Consider the following 18,071-nt stretch of genomic DNA (forward strand, 5'->3'; position numbering starts at 1 on the left):
TTTTGACCATAAAAGAGAGCGAAGTATGACTGATTCACAAATCCGCATCGCGATTGCGGGTTCCGGTGGCCGCATGGGGCGCCAATTGATCCAGGCCGTGCAGCAGGCACAGAGCGTGGTATTAGGGGCTGCGCTTGAGCGCCCGGGTTCTAGCCTGGTTGGCACCGATGCCGGTGAACTGGCTGGCGTTGGTGCGTTGGGCGTCACCGTCAGCGATAACCTGGAAAAGGTTGTCAACGATTTCGATATCCTGATCGACTTCACCCGCCCGGAAGGCACCCTGGCCCATCTGGCGTTTTGCGTGGCCCACGGCAAAGCCATGGTGATCGGCACCACCGGTTTTGATGATGCAGGTAAAGCGGCGATCCAGGCCGCGGCGCAGCAGATTGGCATCGTGTTTGCCGCCAACTTCAGCGTGGGCGTCAACGTGGTGCTCAAGCTGCTGGAAAAAGCGGCCAAGGTGATGGGCGATTATACCGATATCGAAATTGTGGAAGCTCACCACCGCCACAAGGTAGATGCCCCTTCAGGAACGGCGTTAGCCATGGGCGAGGCGATTGCCGGTGCCTTGGGACGCGATCTGAAAGAGTGCGCGGTTTACGAGCGCGTGGGTTATACCGGCGAGCGCGATCCAAAGAGTATCGGCTTTGCCACCATTCGTGCCGGGGACATTGTGGGTGAACATACCGCCATGTTTGCCGATATTGGCGAGCGGGTAGAAATCACCCATAAAGCCTCAAGCCGGATGACGTTTGCCAATGGCGCGGTGCGTGCCGCATCCTGGATCTCAAACCAGCATAATGGGCTGTTTGATATGCGTGACGTGCTCGGTTTAGACCAGTTATAATTTTAATGAACACCATCGTGATGTGGTTGTGTTGATCATAATGATATGATAATCGGACAATAATTTTATTGTCCTTTTTTTTAACATTGAAAATGAGGGTTACAATTACTTTTAATGATTTGGCTGTTGTTTTTATATGTTATCTAGTCTTATTCCTGTTTTTTCCGTCATCTTTATTGCTCCCTACGCAGATTTAAGCTGTTTTAAGCCATTTTTTCTGTCACTGTGTCTCGCAACCGTTTACCCGGTCAAGTTTGCTGGTGTTTTTGTGCCTGTGACACCCTTTAAACCCTGAGGGCTGCAAAAATAATGGAAAAAATGGCGCTTTATCTAGACAAGCGGGACGCTCATCATTAAAATGCGCCCAATTTGCCAAAAATTGGCCTTGAGGGCGGTTTTTGCATTGATTTAGGGCGTGAAATCTGAATTAATATGCAAATATTGTGATTGATTATTCCTCGGAGGGTGTTTTGATTAAGTCAGCGCTATTGGTTCTGGAAGACGGAACCCAATTCCACGGTCGGGCCATCGGGGCAGAAGGTACGGCAGTGGGGGAAGTGGTCTTCAATACCTCGATGACCGGCTATCAAGAAATCCTCACTGATCCTTCCTACTCCCGCCAGATCGTTACTCTTACTTATCCTCATATCGGCAATGTCGGCACCAATGATTCCGACGCAGAATCCTCCGCAGTTCATGCTCAAGGCCTGGTCATCCGCGACCTGCCACTGATTGCCAGCAACTACCGCAACGAAATGGGCCTGGCCGATTACCTCAAGCGACACAATATCGTGGCGATTGCCGATATCGATACCCGCAAGCTGACCCGCCTGCTGCGTGAGAAAGGCGCACAGAACGGCTGCATTATCGCGGGCGACCTCACCGATGCCGAACTGGCGCTGCAAAAAGCCAAGGCTTTCCCTGGCCTGAAAGGTATGGATCTGGCGAAAGAGGTCACCACCAAAGAAGCTTACGCCTGGCAACAGGGGAGCTGGACGCTGGAAGGCGATTTGCCGGAGGCTAAACCTGCGGGCGAACTGCCTTACCATGTGGTGGCCTACGATTACGGCGCCAAGCGTAACATCCTGCGCATGTTGGTGGATCGCGGCTGCCGCCTCACCGTGGTGCCAGCGCAAACCCCTGCGGAAGATGTGCTGAAAATGAATCCGGACGGCATCTTCCTGTCCAACGGTCCTGGTGACCCGGAGCCTTGCGATTACGCCATCACCGCCATCAAACGTTTCCTGGAAACCGATATCCCGGTATTTGGTATCTGCCTGGGCCACCAACTGCTGGCGCTGGCCAGTGGTGCCAAAACCATGAAGATGAAGCTTGGCCACCACGGTGGTAACCACCCGGTGAAGGATCTGGATAACAACACCGTGATGATTACTGCCCAGAACCATGGCTTTGCCGTTGATGAAAATAATCTGCCGAGCACGTTGCGCGTCACGCATAAATCGCTGTTCGACCACACGGTGCAGGGCATCCATCGTACCGATAAAGCCGCGTTCAGCTTCCAGGGCCACCCGGAAGCCAGCCCAGGCCCGCACGATGCCGCGCCGCTGTTCGATCACTTTATCGAACTGATTGAGACTTACCGTACCAACGCCAAATAATCAGGAGCCAGAAAAGCCATGCCAAAACGTACAGATATAAAAAGCATCCTGATCCTCGGCGCTGGCCCGATCGTTATCGGCCAGGCGTGTGAATTTGACTACTCTGGTGCTCAGGCGTGTAAGGCGCTGCGTGAAGAAGGCTATCGCGTCGTGCTGGTCAACTCGAACCCGGCCACCATCATGACCGACCCGGAAATGGCCGATGCCACCTACATCGAGCCAATCCACTGGGAAGTGGTGCGTAAAATCATCGAGAAAGAGCGCCCGGATGCGGTGCTGCCAACCATGGGTGGGCAAACCGCGCTGAACTGTGCGTTGGAGCTGGAACGTCAGGGTGTCCTGGCCGAGTTCGGCGTCACCATGATTGGCGCTACCGCCGATGCCATCGACAAAGCCGAAGACCGCCGCCGTTTCGATATCGCCATGAAGAAAATCGGCCTGGACACCGCGCGTTCCGGCATTGCCCATAATATGGAAGAAGCGTTGGCGGTGGCCGCCGATGTGGGCTTCCCATGCATCATCCGCCCGTCATTCACCATGGGCGGCACCGGTGGCGGTATCGCCTATAACCGCGAAGAGTTCGAAGAGATCTGCGAACGCGGTCTGGATCTGTCCCCGACCAAAGAGCTGCTGATTGACGAATCGCTGATCGGCTGGAAAGAATACGAGATGGAGGTGGTGCGCGATAAGAATGACAACTGCATCATCGTCTGCTCGATCGAAAACATCGATGCGATGGGTATCCATACCGGTGACTCCATCACGGTGGCTCCAGCGCAAACGCTGACCGATAAAGAATATCAAATCATGCGTAACGCCTCGATGGCGGTGCTGCGTGAAATCGGGGTAGAAACCGGTGGCTCCAACGTGCAGTTCTCGGTGAACCCGAAAACCGGCCGCCTGATCGTGATTGAAATGAACCCACGCGTATCCCGTTCATCGGCGCTGGCCTCGAAAGCGACCGGCTTCCCGATTGCCAAGATCGCCGCCAAGCTGGCGGTGGGTTACACCCTTGATGAGCTGATGAACGACATCACCGGTGGCCGTACGCCAGCCTCCTTTGAGCCTTCCATCGACTATGTTGTCACCAAGATCCCGCGCTTCAACTTCGAGAAGTTTGCCGGTGCCAACGATCGCCTGACCACCCAGATGAAGTCGGTCGGTGAAGTGATGGCGATTGGCCGCACCCAGCAGGAGTCATTGCAGAAAGCGCTGCGCGGCCTGGAAGTGGGCGCAACCGGGTTCGATCCGAAAGTGAGCCTGGACGATCCGGAAGCCTTGACCAAGATCCGCCGTGAGCTGAAAGATGCGGGGTCCGATCGTATCTGGTACATCGCCGATGCTTTCCGTGCCGGTCTGTCAGTCGATGGCGTGTTCAATCTGACCAATATCGACCGCTGGTTCCTGGTGCAGATTGAAGAGTTGGTGCGTCTGGAAGAGCAGGTTGCCGAAGCGGGCATCAACGGTCTGAACGCCAATTTCCTGCGCACGCTCAAGCGTAAAGGCTTTGCCGATGCGCGCCTGGCGAAGCTGGCTGGCGTGGCGGAAAGCGAAATCCGCAAGCTGCGCCACAGCTTCAACATGCACCCGGTCTACAAGCGTGTGGACACCTGTGCGGCAGAGTTTGCGACCGACACCGCCTACATGTATTCCACCTATGAAGATGAGTGTGAATCCAACCCGACCAACGATCGCCCGAAAATCATGATCCTGGGCGGTGGCCCGAACCGTATCGGCCAGGGCATCGAGTTTGACTATTGCTGCGTACACGCTTCACTGGCGCTGCGCGAAGACGGTTACGAGACCATCATGGTCAACTGTAACCCGGAAACCGTCTCTACCGACTACGACACCTCGGATCGCTTGTACTTCGAACCGGTGACGCTGGAAGACGTGCTGGAAATCGTCCGCATCGAGAAGCCAAAAGGCGTGATCGTGCAGTATGGCGGGCAAACCCCGTTGAAACTGGCGCGTGAGTTGGAAGCGGCAGGCGTGCCGATTATCGGCACCAGCCCGGATGCGATTGACCGTGCCGAAGACCGTGAGCGTTTCCAGCAGGCGGTGAACCGTTTGGGCCTGAAGCAGCCGGCCAACGCCACTGTGGCAACCATCGAACAGGCGGTTGAGAAAGCGGCCGGTATCGGTTACCCGCTGGTGGTACGCCCGTCCTACGTACTGGGTGGCCGTGCGATGGAGATCGTTTACGACGATATCGACCTGCGTCGTTACTTCCAGAACGCGGTCAGCGTATCCAACGATGCGCCAGTGCTGCTGGACCGCTTCCTGGACGACGCGGTAGAAGTGGATGTGGATGCCATCTGCGACGGCGAGCGGGTGCTGATTGGTGGCATTATGGAGCATATCGAACAGGCTGGCGTCCACTCCGGTGACTCTGCTTGTTCACTGCCAGCCTACACGCTGAGCAAAGAGATCCAGGACGTGATGCGCCAGCAGGTAGAAAAACTGGCGTTTGAGCTGCAGGTTCGTGGTCTGATGAACGTGCAGTTTGCGGTGAAGAACAACGAAGTCTACCTGATCGAAGTGAACCCACGTGCCGCACGTACCGTGCCGTTCGTTTCCAAGGCTACCGGCGTAGCGTTGGCAAAAGTGGCGGCGCGCGTGATGGCCGGTAAATCACTGGCCGAACAGGGTGTGACCGAAGAGGTCATCCCGCCGTACTACTCGGTCAAGGAAGTGGTGCTGCCGTTCAACAAGTTCCCAGGCGTTGACCCGATCCTCGGGCCAGAAATGCGCTCGACCGGTGAAGTGATGGGCGTTGGCCGTACCTTCGCCGAAGCCTTCTCCAAGGCGATGTTGGGCAGTAACTCCGGCATGAAGAAAGGCCGTGCGCTGCTGTCAGTTCGCAGTGGGGACAAGGCTCGCGTGGTGGATTTGGCAGCCAGCCTGCTCAAGCAGGGCTTTGAACTGGATGCCACCCACGGTACCGCAGTGGTACTGGGCGAAGCGGGGATTAACCCACGTCTGGTCAACAAGGTGCATGAAGGGCGTCCGCACATTCAGGATCGCATCAAGAACGGCGAGTACACCTACATCGTTAATACCACGGCGGGGCGTCAGGCGATTGAAGACTCCAAGCTGATCCGCCGCAGTGCGCTGCAGTATAAAGTGCACTACGACACTACGATGAACGGTGGTTTTGCCACCTCGATGGCGATGAAGGCAGATCCAACCGAGCAGGTCACGTCGGTGCAGGAATTGCACGCACGAATCACAAAGTAAGTTAATAACTTAGTGACTTTAAGGCGCTGCTTTTGCAGCGCCTTTTTTGTTGTCGCAGCAACGCTTTACGACTTGTGCTGATTTTTTCGGGATACATCATATTTTTGTGATGAGAAATTTGATATCCCATTATCTTTATCTATTTTTAATGATGATTACTGTTATTTTCTGTTGTAAAACGGACCTGTTCAATAAGGTGTCATCATGCTAACCAAACACGAAAATATCCTGCAGATCACCCATCTTAGCCAGGAGGGGATTGCTCAACTGGCTCCTTCATTCAACACGCTTCCCCACACCCAGCATGCGGATGGCAAGTACCGCCTGCGGCGTTATTCCGTCCTGCGTTTTCAGGATGGCAAGGTAGTAGAGACGGGCAAACATGAGTTTGTACAATCTGAAGATATCAACCATTTTCAGGGCAATATTATCCGCCAGTTTGAACCGCTCCTGGCCACGACCTGGCAAAATGAGGGGATGCGCGAAATGTGTGGGCTCTTTGTTGAAAGCAATGCTCTACCGAACAACCAGGAAATAGAGATCCACCAAATCCGGATTACCACCACCTATGATGAAACTCAGGTGGCGCCAGAAGGCATCCATCGTGATGGTTTTGATCATATCGCGATAGTCGGAATCGACAGGCATAACATTGTAGGGGGGGATATCCTGCTCTATAACAGCAATCGCGAAGAGCCATTTTTCCGTAAGGTGTTGGAAAATGGCGAAGTTGCCATGATCGCTGATAGTAAGCTGTGGCATAACGCCTGCCCAATCCGTGCCGTCGTTAGCGATAAAGAAGGGCACATGGATGTTTTTGTTCTGACTGCGAGGGTGGTATGAAATTTACGCCTGAACAAAGCCGGGCGCAATTCAGCGCTCTGGCCCAGCTCCATCAAGGGAAAAGCGTGGTGTTCTTTGATGGCCCCGGTGGCTCACAGGTTCCGCGCACGGTGTTAGACAAGATGGTCGATTATTTGGGCCAGCATAATGCCAACCTGGGGGGGCACTATTTTTCCAGCAAAGCCACTGAGCAAGTGATGTTACAAGCCAGAGAGTCTGTTCGGGCGTTGTTGAATGCCAGCTCGGCCGACAATATTGTCTTTGGCGCCAACATGACCTCACTGACTTTTCAGCTGAGCCGCGCTATCAGCCGGGATTGGCAAGCCGGGGACGAGGTGATCGTCACCGCTCTGGATCACTATGCGAACGTTTCGAGTTGGCAACAGGCCGCTGCCGATAAACAGGTTGTTGTCCATCAGGCCCCTGTTAACGCGCAGGATTGTACGTTAGACGTCGATAAACTTTGTACGCTCTTGAATGCCAAAACACGGTTGGTGGCCGTCACCTATGCGTCAAATACCACAGGCTCGATCGTGGATATAAAACGTATCGTCGAGGCGGCACACCAGGTTGGTGCTTTGGTGTATGTAGATGCCGTGCACTATGCCCCACATCGCCTTATTGATGTTCAGGCATTGGGTTGCGACATACTCCTGTGTTCCGCGTATAAATTTTTTGGCCCGCACGTCGGGATTGCCTATCTGGCTGCGCCGTGGCTGCAAACGCTACGTCCTTACAAGGTCGAGCCAGCCACCGATCTTGGCCCTGGGCGTTTCGAGACGGGAACTCAGAGTTTTGAAGGGCTCGCGGGAGTGACTGCTGCGATCGAATACCTGGCTCAATGGGGAGAACCCGGTGCGCCTTTGCGCCAGCGCTTGCAAGACAGCTTTAGCCAATTCAGCCAACATGAAGAAGCGCTCAGCGCTTATTTCCTGGATAAACTACGGCAAGTCAAGGGCGCGCGTTTGTACGGTATCGATCGGCCCGATGCCAACTGTCGGACCCCTACTTTCGCCGTGACGTTTGCGCAAGGGCTGCCTGAATTGGTTGCCAGAACGTTGGGAGAGCACAATATTTGTGTCGGGAACGGGCACTTTTATGCGCTGGGGCTGATCCGCCAACTGGGCCTGGAGCAATGTGGCGGTGTCGTTCGGATTGGGTTGATGCACTACAACACCCGTCAGGAAATTGACCGCCTGTTTGAGATTATCAATACGTTGAACCCATGATGACCGTCAGCCAGTGACAGCAGAAACCGTGTATGTCATAACGCCCCCATATCCAGATGATCAGGGGATGGGGGCGTCGCGGTTTAGCCTCCCTTCAATTTCAATTCCAGTTTCAAGACGCTACCTTCTTTAATGCCATAGCTCCCTAACGTTTTACCATCCTCCAACTGGGTATTATTAAAGAACAGCTTTTGCTGTTCGGTTGGAATGCCTTCTCTATCGTCGATTTTGGTTTTCAGGGTTGAAACGGAGTCTGTCCCCTCAACCTGGTAGGTTTGTTTATGGCCTGTGATAGTTACGGTGGAGATTTGCATGGCGAAAACCAACTGCGGTACCAGCACCAAGGTAGCGAATACTGCCGACAGGATTTTTTTACGATGATTAATAAAATTCATGTATTTCCTCCATAGTCTATGATGTTGATAATATGGTTTTTTACTTTTACTACTATCGATATGTGACAGTTAACTAGCGTTTTATCTAGCAATACTGTCATTTAGGCAGTTATTTAAACTGCCTTAAAAGGCTAGTTCATACTTAATTGACCGGCAAGTCTGTTCGATAAAAAAATGATTTTTTATCGTGATGATTTAACGGATTAAATAGTGAGTCACTTGCTGTTCATTAAATTCATTGTTAATTATTTCTTATCTTTTAATTTAACTGGTAAATTATTCAAGTTCGGTGACAACCCGTTCTCTTCAAACGTGATGAAGGGAAATCGCTAACGGCGGGGGAATCACTGGCAATCAATGGCGGCACGATGGCTGGTATATACTCGTTGTATGATACGCAACAACGAGAAGCGCATGATCCTGATTATTTACGCCCATCCCTATCCCCGGCATTCCCATGCCAATCAACGGTTGCTACAGGCGGTACAAGACATTTCCGGCGTGGAGGTCCGCGCGCTGTACGAGCTGTATCCGGATTTCAACATCGATATCAGCGCCGAACAGCGCGCGCTAGAACGGGCCGATATGGTGGTTTTGCAACATCCGATGCAGTGGTATAGCCTGCCGCCGCTGCTGAAACTGTGGATCGACAAAGTGCTGGAGCATGGCTGGGCCTATGGCCATGAGGGCAACGCCCTGGTGGGGAAAGACTGCCTGTGGGCGGTCACCAGTGGCGGAGATGAGCAGCATTTCGCTTTGGGCGATTACCCTAATTTTGCGGCGCTGGGCCAACCGCTTCAGGCCACGGCGATTTACTGCGGCATGAAGTGGCAGCCGTATTTTGCCGTACACAACACCTTTACCTGTAACGAACCGGCATTGATTGCCGCTGGGGAAGCCTATCGCCAGCGGCTGGTGCAGTATCTGATGGAACACAGCGAGCCAACAGCAGAGCAGGAGCCCGTGCATGGATAACCACGCGATGATGATTGAAGGGCTGATCTATCTGGGATCGGCTGGGCTGTTGGTGCCGATTGCCGTACGCCTGGGGTTGGGATCGGTACTCGGCTACCTGATCGCGGGCTGCGTCATTGGCCCTTGGGGGCTGAAGCTGGTTTCCGATCCTGAGTCGATACTGACCTTTGCCGAAATCGGCGTGGTATTGATGCTGTTTATCATCGGGCTGGAACTGGATCCCCGGCGGCTGTGGACGCTGCGGGCAGCGGTCTTTGGCGGCGGGAGCATTCAGATGGTGGGATGCGGCCTGGTGCTGAGCGCCTTCTGCTACTTCCTCGGCCTGAATTGGCAGGTCGCTTTGCTGATTGGCTTGACGCTGGCACTCTCCTCGACGGCAATTGCCATGCAGGCGATGAGTGAGCGTAACCTGACGCCCTCGCCGATTGGCCGCAGCTCGTTTGCGGTGCTGTTGTTCCAGGATATTGCCGCAATTCCCCTGGTGGCGATGATCCCACTGCTAGCCAGCAGCGGCGCGGCTACCACGCTGGGTGCCTTTGTGTTTTCTGCCACCAAGGTGGTGGGGGCGCTGGCAGCCGTGGTGCTGTTGGGGCGCTATGTGACCCGGCCCTTGCTGCACTTTGTGGCGCGTTCCGGTATGCGTGAAGTCTTCAGCGCCGTGGCGCTGTTTCTGGTGTTTGGTTTTGGTATTCTGCTGGAAATGGCCGGGCTATCGATGGCGATGGGGGCCTTTCTGGCTGGCGTGTTGCTGGCCAGTTCCGAATACCGACATGCGCTGGAAAGCGATATTCAGCCATTTAAAGGCCTGCTGCTTGGGTTGTTCTTTATCGGCGTGGGGATGTCGATCGACTTTGGCACGCTGTTCCACCACCCGCTGCTGATTGCTTCTCTGCTGCTGGGCTTTATGCTGTTGAAGGCGGCACTGCTGTGGCTGGTCGCGCCAATGCTTGGGGTCCCCAAGCGCCAGCGCGGCTTGTTCGCCATTTTGCTGGGGCAGGGCAGTGAGTTTGCCTTTGTGATCTTTGGGGCGGCGCAGATGGCTGGAGTGTTGCCGCTCGAATGGGCTAAATCGCTGACGTTGGCGGTAGCACTTTCGATGGCCGCCACGCCGCTGTTGCTGGTGGTTGCCGCTCGCCTGGCCAAGAATGCTCCGCAGGATGAGCGCCCGGCAGACGTGATTGATGAAGAGAACGCCAGCGTGATCATCGCCGGTTTTGGCCGTTTCGGCCAGATCGCTGGCCGTATGCTGCTGGCTAACGGTGTGCATACCGTGGTGCTGGATCACGATCCGGACCATATCGAAACGCTGCGTAAATTTGGCACCAAGGTGTTCTATGGCGATGCGACGCGGGCCGATCTGTTGGAAGCGGCGGGAGCGGAACATGCCAAAATCCTGATTAACGCCATCGACGATGTGGAAGCCAACCTGCAACTGACCGCGTTGGCCAAACGCCATTTCCCGCATCTGAAAGTGGTGGCACGCGCCCGTGATGTGGATCACTGGTATCAACTGCGGCAGTTGGGTGTGGAAAAACCTGCGCGGGAAACCTTTGAAAGCTCGTTACTGATCGGCAGAGAAACCCTGGAACTGCTGGGACTGGACGCCTATGAAGCCCGTGAAAAGGCCGATACCTTCCGGCGTTATAACGTGAAGATGTTGGAGGATACGCTGGAGAATTACGAGGATACCGAGTTCCGCGTCGCCAGCCTGCAGCGGGCTAAAGAGATGCTGTCATCGGCCATCGAGCAAGATCAGATGCGCCTATCTCATGTGCAGCAAAACGGCTGGCGCGGCAGTATTGATGGCAAAGCGCCGGAGGAAGAGGTGGTGGAAGCGAAGGGGTGATAGCCTGGCGAGGGTTGCCCCTCGCCGGTTTTTCAGCTCAGTGCGACCTTGATGCCCAGGGCGATTAACATCCCGCCCAGCAGCTTATCGACCACCTTCTGGGTTTTCTCCAGCCCACGGCGCACTGGCCCACTTTGGATCAAAAACACCAGCACCGGCCACCAAACGGCGGAAAGGCCGAAAATAATCCCGGCGTACCACAGCTTCTCACCCAGGCCGGAGTTGATTTGCAATACCTGGGTAAACACCGCCAGGAAGAACAGCGTGGCTTTCGGGTTGAGCAGATTACACAGGTAACCTTGCACAAAGGCGCTTTTCAGGCTGACCTGCTGTTGAGGCAGGCTGCTGACGTTCACCTTGCTGCCACCGCGTGACAACAGGGCTTGAATGCCGACCCAAATCAGGTACACCGCACCGGCGTATTTCAGCATGTTGAACAACCATGGTGTGGTGGTGATCACCACCGCCAGGCCCGCGACACAGTAAGACATATGGGTCGCCACGCCGCAGATCACGCCGAACGCGGTCATCATTGCTGCCAGGCGCGGATAGCGTGCCGCGTTTTTAATCACCAGAAAAAAATCTGGCCCGGGGGAAAGCATACCGAGCGTGGCAATACCGGCGACAAACAATGAGGTTTCAAGCATGGGCGAGTTCTCTGATAAAAAGGCCGAATTATGCTGATAATAACGCCACTCGACCTGATGCGCATCAACCTATTGAGGTCACCTCCGGTTATATGATGAACATTCATTCAGGGAGAGACTTTGGACGATATGAAGCAGGAATTGACCGTAGAGATACCCGGTGTAAACCAGCAACAGCGTGAAATCACCCGTCTGTGTATTCAGTGTGCGTTGCTGTTGCTACAGCACGGGGCGGAAAGCATGGTGGTGGAGCAACTCTCGACTCGCCTGGGTCTGGCACTTGGCATGGATAGTGTAGAAAGCTCCATCTCGGCCAACGCCGTGGTGCTGACCACCATCAGCAATGATGCCTGCCTGACCACCACGCGTAAGAACGTCGATCGTGGGATCAACATGCAAATGGTGACTGAGGTGCAGCACATTGTGATCCTGGCGGAACACCATTTGGCCGATGCCCATGACGTAGCACGGCGCTTTGAAAAGATCCGTCCGCTGCGCTATCCGCGTTGGCTGGTGGTGCTGATGGTGGGGTTGTCCTGCGGTTGTTTCAGCATGCTCAACGGCGGCGGGCCAGATGCTTTTGCGGTCACCTTTATGGCCAGCGGCCTGGCGATGTTTGTGCGTCAGATGCTGACCGCTCGCCATCTGAATCCGCTGATCAACTTTTGCCTGACGGCCTTTGTTGCCACGTCGGTCTCCGGCCTGCTGTTACGCTTGCCGTTTTTCCACCAAACCTCCAGCGTGGCGATGGCGGCCAGCGTACTGTTGCTGGTACCCGGTTTTCCGCTGATCAACGCGGTAGCCGATATGTTTAAAGGCCACGTGAATACCGGCCTGGCCCGCTGGGCGATGGCCAGTTTGCTGACGCTGGCAACCTGCATCGGCGTGGTGATGGCGATGTCACTATGGGATTTACGGGGGTGGTCATGAACCTGCTGTGGGCGCTGTTACAGGACATGCTGCTGGCGGCAGTACCCGCGCTTGGCTTTGCCATGGTGTTCAACGTGCCGCTACGAGCGCTGCGCTATTGTGCCTTGCTCGGGGCGCTGGGGCATGGCTCGCGGATGCTGATGATGCATTTCGGCATGAATATCGAGTGGGGTTCGTTCCTGGCCGCCATCCTGATCGGTATCATCGGTATTTACTGGTCACGCTGGTTGCTGGCACATCCCAAGGTGTTTACCGTTGCGGCGGTGATCCCGATGTTTCCCGGTATTTCAGCCTATACCGCGATGATCAGCGTGGTGGAAATTTCGCATTTGGGCTACAGCGAAGCTCTGATGTCGGTGATGATCTCCAACTTCCTCAAAGCTTGTTTTATCGTGGGAGCCTTGTCGATTGGCTTGTCGGTACCGGGTCTGTGGCTGTATCGTAAACGTCCCGGCGTTTAGGTTTTTTTCTAAGGATCTGGGATTATTAGAGTTTATATTCAGAGCCGTCCGATATATGGCTATCGCTCGATTCGTCTATCGACGGTTGCCGGGGCTTTACGTATAGTGTGAACAATTTTGCTGCCTATACAGGGTTAAACAATGATTATCAGCCTGATTGCTGCTTTGGCGGCGGATCGCGTTATTGGTATGGAAAATGCCATGCCGTGGCACCTGCCGGAGGATTTGGCGTGGTTTAAACGTAACACGTTAAACAAACCGGTGATTATGGGCCGCAAGACCTTTGAGTCGATTGGCCGCCCATTGCCGGGCCGCCATAATATCGTATTGAGCAGCCAACCGGGTAATGAACCGGGTGTGACTTGGGTGACGTCGCTGGAGGAAGCTCTGGCTGCGGCAGGTGATGTGGAAGAGGTCATGGTGATGGGCGGTGGCAGTATTTACAGTCAGTTCCTGCCAAAGGCTTCCCGCATGTATCTGACACATATCGATGCCGAAGTGGGCGGAGATACCTACTTCCCGGATTACGAACCGGACGAATGGGAAACCTCATTCAGCGCCTTCCATGATGCGGACGCACTGAACTCGCATGGCTACTGCTTTGAGATTTTGGAACGTCGTTAAGGCGGGTTAGCTATCTAAATGGGCACCCTTGGGTGCCCATTGTCGTTTTAAGAGGCTGCCAGCGTATCCGCGCCGTCTATCGCATCACGGCGGCTGCTTGGCTGGGTAAAGTAGCGCTTGTCTTCCCAACGCAGCAGGGTCAAATCCCCGCCCCAGCAGCAGCCGGTATCCAGGCCGATGATGCCTTCCGGCGTTCCTCTGCCCTCCAGCGAAGCCCAATGACCGAAGATGATGCTGTACTCGGGATCGACCAGACGCGGCAGATCAAACCAGGGTTTCAGCGGAGCGGGAGCGCTGCCCGGCGCGTCTTTGCAGATCATGTCCAACTGACCATTAGGGAAGCAATAGCGCATGCGGGTCAAGGCATTGGTGCTGAAGCGCAGGCGTGCCAGCCCGCTCAGCTCCGGGCTCCAGTTGTTGGGCATATCGCCGTACATCGCGTCCAGGAACAAAGGATAGCTGTCGCTGCGGAGCACCGCTTCCACTTCGTGGGCACACATCTGTGCGGTCTCGATATCCCACTGTGGGGTAATGCCGGCGTGGCCCATGATCAGTTTGCGCTCATCATCCACCTGTAGCACTGGTTGACGACGGAGCCAGTTGATCAACTCGTCGGCATCAGGCGCTTCGAGCAAGGGGGTAATGCGGTCTTTGGGTTTGTTACGGCTGATACCAGCGTACACCGCCAGCAGGTGCAGGTCGTGGTTACCCAGAACCATTCGCAGTGCCGGGCCGAGAGAGCGGACGTAGCGCAGCACTTCGAGCGAGCCGGGCCCACGGGCGACCAGGTCGCCAGTCAGCCACAGTTGGTCTTGCAAGGGATCGAAATTAACCTGAGCTAATAGCGACTGCAGTTCATCGAAACAGCCATGAACGTCGCCGATAAGATATGTCGACATATTAGTGGATCAGCGTAGGGATGGCTAAACGGAACACCGGGATCGCGGTACGGAATGGCTGACCCTGTTGATCAACCATTTCATAGTGGCCTTCCATGGTGCCCAGCGGCGTTTCGAGTATCGCACCGCTGGTATATTGGAACTCGCTGCCGGGCTGGATTATGGGCTGTTCACCGATCACTCCCTCGCCCTGAACCTCGGTTTGGCGACCGTTGCTGTTGGTGATCAGCCAGTAACGGCCCAGCAGTTGCACGTCAAAGCGCCCCAGATTACGGATGGTAACGGTATACGCGAAGACGTAACGTTCTTCCTCAGGTATCGATTGTGATTCCACATACACACTCTGTACCTGCACACATACACGGGGCGAATCAATCATGACAACTGCTCCTTTATTGCTGCGGCGCCTGCTGTTGTGAAAGCCAGTTTGCCAGCTTACAGTACTGCGCAACAGAAATATTCTCTGCTCTGAGCGTCGGATCGACGCCGAGTTCCGTCAACTGTTCCGGGGTGAAAAGATCGCCCAGGCTGTTGCGGATGGTTTTTCTGCGTTGGTTAAACGCCTGGGTGGTCACGCGGCTTAGCATACGCACATCGCCGACAATATTTGGCATCACCAGATGCGGTACCAGACGAACCACGGCAGAATCGACTTTAGGCGGCGGCGCGAACGCAGTCGGCGGCACTTCCAACACGGGAATAACGTTGCAGTAATACTGCGCCATCACGGTCAAGCGCCCGTATGCCTTGCTGTTCGGGCCGGCAACCAGACGGTTGACCACCTCTTTTTGCAGCATAAAGTGCATGTCGCGGATAGCTGAAGTATAGCTGAAAAGGTGGAACATCAGCGGCGTCGAGATGTTATACGGCAGGTTGCCGAATACGCGCAACGATTGGCCTTCCACCTCTGCCAGTTCGGCGAAGTTCACCGTCATGGCATCTTGCTGATGAATGGTCAGCTTGTCTTTCAACTGCGGGTGATTGGCCAGGCGGGCGGCCAGATCGCGGTCGAGCTCAATCACCGTCATGCGATCCATCCGCGCGCCAACCGGTTCGGTCAAGGCTCCCAGGCCCGGGCCGATTTCGATCACCGCTTCGCCCGGCTGTGGATGAATGGCCGAGACAATGCTATCGATGACAAACTGATCGGTTAAAAAGTTCTGTCCAAAACGTTTGCGGGCAAAGTGCCCTTGGTGGACTCTATTATTCATTGCTGTTAATTATCATTTTAATGGCGAGAGCCAAGGCCGTTTTGAAGCTGCCGGCATCGGCAGTGCCGCTGCCAGCCAGTTCCAACGCGGTACCATGGTCGACCGAGGTACGGATAAAAGGTAAACCGAGGGTGATATTCACCGCCCGACCAAACCCCTGGTATTTTAGTACAGGCAAGCCCTGATCGTGATACATCGCCAGCACCGCATCTGCATGTTGCAGATATTTGGGCTGGAACAGCGTATCCGCCGGGAGCGGGCCAATCAGCTGGATGCCGCGGCTGCGCAGCACCTCCAAAGCCGGAATAATTACATCCAGCTCTTCACGCCCCATATGGCCACCTTCACCCGCGTGCGGGTTTAGCCCACAGACGTAAATCAACGGGTGCGGAATGCCAAACTGGTTTTTCAGATCCCGATCGAGGATGGTGATCACTTCGAACAGGCTTTGTTGGGTGATGGCACCAGGCACAGCCAGCAAGGGCAGATGGGTCGTTGCCAGTGCGACGCGCAGCTCTTCGGTTGCCAGCATCATCACCACGCGATCGCAATGGCTGCGATCGGCAAAGAATTCGGTGTGGCCGGTAAAGACGACGCCAGCGTCGTTGATGATGCTTTTGTTAACCGGGCCGGTGACCAGCGCGGCGAACTCACCGTTCAGGCAGCCGTCGCAGGCGCGAGCCAGGGTAGCGACCACGTAGGCACTGTTGGCGACGTTCAACTCGCCAGCAACTACGGCCGCCGGGGCGACAACGGGCAATACCGTTAATGTCCCGGCACGCTGTGGCTGTGCGGGCTGGTCTGGCTGGTATTCACGCAGCGTAAGCGGTAACGCCAGCTGGCGGGCGCGCTCAAGCAACAAGGCCGGATCGGCACACACTACCAGCTCAACAGGCCAATCCTGTTGTGCCAGCACGGTGACCAAATCCGGCCCAACCCCGGCAGGCTCGCCGGGGGTGATGACGATACGGTTATTGCGGTGCATTGCTTCCATCGAGGATCTTCACGTAAGCCGCAGCACGTTGTTCCTGCATCCAGGTTTGCGCTTCTTCGGCAAACTTGCGGTTAAACAACATGCGGTAGGCACGATCTTTCTGCGCCGCGTCGGTTTTGTCCACCTGGCGGGTATCCAGCAGTTGGATCAGGTGCCAGCCAAAGGAAGAGTGTACTGGCTCGCTGACCTGGCCTTTTTGCAGCCTCAACAGTGCATCACGGAAGGCAGGATCGTACATGTCAGGCGAAGCCCAACCCAGATCGCCACCTTGCAGGGCTGAACCTGGATCTTGTGACAGCTGTTTGGCTTCGTCTTCAAACTTCGCTTTGCCACTCTTGATGGCCGCAGCCACCTCTTGCAGCTTGGTGCGCGCCTGATCGTCGGTCATGACTACTGAAGGTTTCAGCAGGATATGGCGGGCATGCACTTCGGTCACGGAAATTGACTGGGTGCCGCCACGGATATCGTTAACCTTCAGGATATGGAAGCCGACGCCGGAACGGATCGGGCCAACCACGTCGCCTTTTTTGGCGCTGGACAGACGTTCTGCGAACAGCGTTGGCATTTCCTGCAGTTTACCCCAACCCATCTGGCCGCCTTTCAGCGCCTGAGAGTCGGCGGAGTAGGTGATTGCCAGCTTGCCGAAATCGGCACCGCCGGTTGCTTCACCCACCAGGCGTTTGGCCAGCGCTTCAGCTTCATCAACCTGCTTCTGCGAAGGATTCTCTGGCAGTGGGATCAGGATGTGACTGATGTTGATGTCGGTTTCACCGCCGTTCTGTGCGCCCACCTGTTTGGCCAACGCGTCAACTTCCTGTGGCAGGATGGTGACACGGCGGCGTACTTCGTTGTTACGCACTTCCGAGGTCAGCATTTCCTTGCGGATTTGCGCACGGTAAGTGCTGTAGTTCAGACCTTCATACGCCAGGCGGCTACGCAGCTGATCCGGGCTCATCTTGTTCTGGGCGGCGATATTGCCGATTGCCTTGTCCAGATCGGCATCGCTGACGGAGATCCCCATTTTTTGCGCCATCTGCAGCAGGATGTTATCCATAATCAGACGTTCAAGGATCTGGTGACGCAACGTATTGTCGTCTGGCAATTGCTGGCCAGCCTGCTGTGCGTTGAGTTTCACCGATTGCATCAGGCCGTTCACGTCGCTCTCGAGTACTACGCCGTTATCGACGACGGCGGCGACTTTATCCATTTGTTGCGGTGCTGCGAACGCGGTATTGGCACAAACCACCAATCCGAGAAGAAGCGTTCTCCAGTTCTTCATACATTTCCCGTTATCTGTATCCGCAAATGCGG

At 55.2% G+C, this 18,071-nt stretch carries 17 protein-coding genes; 10 read left to right on the forward strand and 7 right to left on the reverse strand.

The window, feature by feature from the left end; translation table 11 throughout:
• Positions 1-25: 25 nt before the first annotated feature.
• The 5 genes from dapB to ABIE29_RS02105 all read left to right on the forward strand — a co-directional run bounded on the left by dapB (position 26) and on the right by ABIE29_RS02105 (position 7,778).
• A complete protein-coding gene (gene dapB / locus ABIE29_RS02085) occupies positions 26-847 on the forward strand; it encodes a 4-hydroxy-tetrahydrodipicolinate reductase (RefSeq protein ID WP_429616607.1) in 822 nt (273 codons plus the stop codon).
• A 470-nt stretch (positions 848-1,317) separates the two neighbouring features.
• Positions 1,318-2,466: a glutamine-hydrolyzing carbamoyl-phosphate synthase small subunit gene (carA, locus tag ABIE29_RS02090; RefSeq protein WP_037411486.1), complete on the forward strand. Its 1,149-nt coding sequence runs from the start codon at positions 1,318-1,320 to the stop codon at positions 2,464-2,466.
• An 18-nt stretch (positions 2,467-2,484) separates the two neighbouring features.
• Entirely contained in the window at positions 2,485-5,706 is a 3,222-nt protein-coding gene (gene carB / locus ABIE29_RS02095) for a carbamoyl-phosphate synthase large subunit (protein WP_429616608.1), read from the forward strand.
• Between the two features lie 204 nt (positions 5,707-5,910).
• Entirely contained in the window at positions 5,911-6,549 is a 639-nt protein-coding gene (locus tag ABIE29_RS02100; RefSeq protein ID WP_429616609.1) for a 2OG-Fe dioxygenase family protein, read from the forward strand.
• Positions 6,546-7,778 (forward strand): cysteine desulfurase-like protein, encoded by a 1,233-nt coding sequence (locus ABIE29_RS02105; protein WP_429616610.1) that lies wholly within the window; start codon positions 6,546-6,548, stop codon positions 7,776-7,778. The genes ABIE29_RS02100 and ABIE29_RS02105 overlap by 4 nt, the downstream gene beginning before the upstream one ends.
• 83 nt (positions 7,779-7,861) lie before the next feature.
• Here ABIE29_RS02105 and ABIE29_RS02110 read toward each other — a convergent pair whose 3' ends face one another.
• On the reverse strand, positions 7,862-8,173 hold the full coding sequence (locus ABIE29_RS02110) for a ubiquitin-like protein (protein WP_429616611.1): 312 nt from the start codon (positions 8,171-8,173) through the stop codon (positions 7,862-7,864).
• Positions 8,174-8,587: 414 nt separating this feature from the next.
• Between ABIE29_RS02110 and kefF the strand changes: the two genes are divergently transcribed.
• Both kefF and kefC read left to right on the forward strand, forming a co-directional pair.
• Positions 8,588-9,148, forward strand: coding sequence for a glutathione-regulated potassium-efflux system oxidoreductase KefF (kefF, locus tag ABIE29_RS02115; RefSeq protein ID WP_429616612.1), 561 nt, complete (start codon positions 8,588-8,590; stop codon positions 9,146-9,148).
• A complete protein-coding gene (gene kefC, locus ABIE29_RS02120; RefSeq protein WP_429616613.1) occupies positions 9,141-10,994 on the forward strand; it encodes a glutathione-regulated potassium-efflux system protein KefC in 1,854 nt (617 codons plus the stop codon). Before kefF ends, kefC begins: the two co-directional genes overlap by 8 nt.
• Before the next feature lie 32 nt (positions 10,995-11,026).
• On the opposite strand, the gene ABIE29_RS02125 is transcribed toward kefC, so the two are convergent.
• The gene (locus ABIE29_RS02125; RefSeq protein WP_429616614.1) at positions 11,027-11,641 is read right to left on the reverse strand and encodes a LysE family translocator; all 615 of its coding nucleotides are present in this window, start codon (positions 11,639-11,641) and stop codon (positions 11,027-11,029) included.
• A 129-nt stretch (positions 11,642-11,770) separates the two neighbouring features.
• Here ABIE29_RS02125 and ABIE29_RS02130 point away from each other — a divergent pair, with 129 nt between their 5' ends.
• The 3 genes from ABIE29_RS02130 to folA all read left to right on the forward strand — a co-directional run bounded on the left by ABIE29_RS02130 (position 11,771) and on the right by folA (position 13,656).
• The gene (locus ABIE29_RS02130) at positions 11,771-12,571 is read left to right on the forward strand and encodes a threonine/serine ThrE exporter family protein (protein WP_429616731.1); all 801 of its coding nucleotides are present in this window, start codon (positions 11,771-11,773) and stop codon (positions 12,569-12,571) included.
• Complete coding sequence (locus tag ABIE29_RS02135) at positions 12,568-13,032, forward strand: threonine/serine exporter (RefSeq protein ID WP_429616615.1); 465 nt, start codon at positions 12,568-12,570, stop codon at positions 13,030-13,032. The genes ABIE29_RS02130 and ABIE29_RS02135 overlap by 4 nt, the downstream gene beginning before the upstream one ends.
• A 141-nt stretch (positions 13,033-13,173) precedes the next feature.
• On the forward strand, positions 13,174-13,656 hold the full coding sequence (gene folA, locus ABIE29_RS02140; RefSeq protein WP_429616616.1) for a type 3 dihydrofolate reductase: 483 nt from the start codon (positions 13,174-13,176) through the stop codon (positions 13,654-13,656).
• Positions 13,657-13,703: 47 nt separating this feature from the next.
• Here the strand turns inward: folA and apaH are convergent, their stop codons facing one another.
• The 5 genes from apaH to surA are packed head-to-tail and all read right to left on the reverse strand — an operon-like array spanning position 13,704 to position 18,039.
• Complete coding sequence (gene apaH, locus ABIE29_RS02145; RefSeq protein ID WP_429616617.1) at positions 13,704-14,555, reverse strand: bis(5'-nucleosyl)-tetraphosphatase (symmetrical) ApaH; 852 nt, start codon at positions 14,553-14,555, stop codon at positions 13,704-13,706.
• A gap of 1 nt (position 14,556) precedes the next feature.
• Positions 14,557-14,934, reverse strand: coding sequence for a Co2+/Mg2+ efflux protein ApaG (apaG, locus tag ABIE29_RS02150; protein ID WP_024483557.1), 378 nt, complete (start codon positions 14,932-14,934; stop codon positions 14,557-14,559).
• A gap of 13 nt (positions 14,935-14,947) precedes the next feature.
• Positions 14,948-15,766 (reverse strand): 16S rRNA (adenine(1518)-N(6)/adenine(1519)-N(6))-dimethyltransferase RsmA, encoded by an 819-nt coding sequence (gene rsmA / locus ABIE29_RS02155; RefSeq protein ID WP_429616618.1) that lies wholly within the window; start codon positions 15,764-15,766, stop codon positions 14,948-14,950.
• A complete protein-coding gene (gene pdxA, locus ABIE29_RS02160) occupies positions 15,759-16,751 on the reverse strand; it encodes a 4-hydroxythreonine-4-phosphate dehydrogenase PdxA (RefSeq protein ID WP_429616732.1) in 993 nt (330 codons plus the stop codon). The genes rsmA and pdxA overlap by 8 nt, the downstream gene beginning before the upstream one ends.
• Positions 16,738-18,039, reverse strand: coding sequence for a peptidylprolyl isomerase SurA (surA, locus tag ABIE29_RS02165; protein ID WP_429616619.1), 1,302 nt, complete (start codon positions 18,037-18,039; stop codon positions 16,738-16,740). Before surA ends, pdxA begins: the two co-directional genes overlap by 14 nt.
• Positions 18,040-18,071: the final 32 nt, after the last annotated feature.

The organism is Serratia sp. 2723 (genome assembly GCF_050434425.1).
Taxonomy (GTDB): domain Bacteria; phylum Pseudomonadota; class Gammaproteobacteria; order Enterobacterales; family Enterobacteriaceae; genus Chania.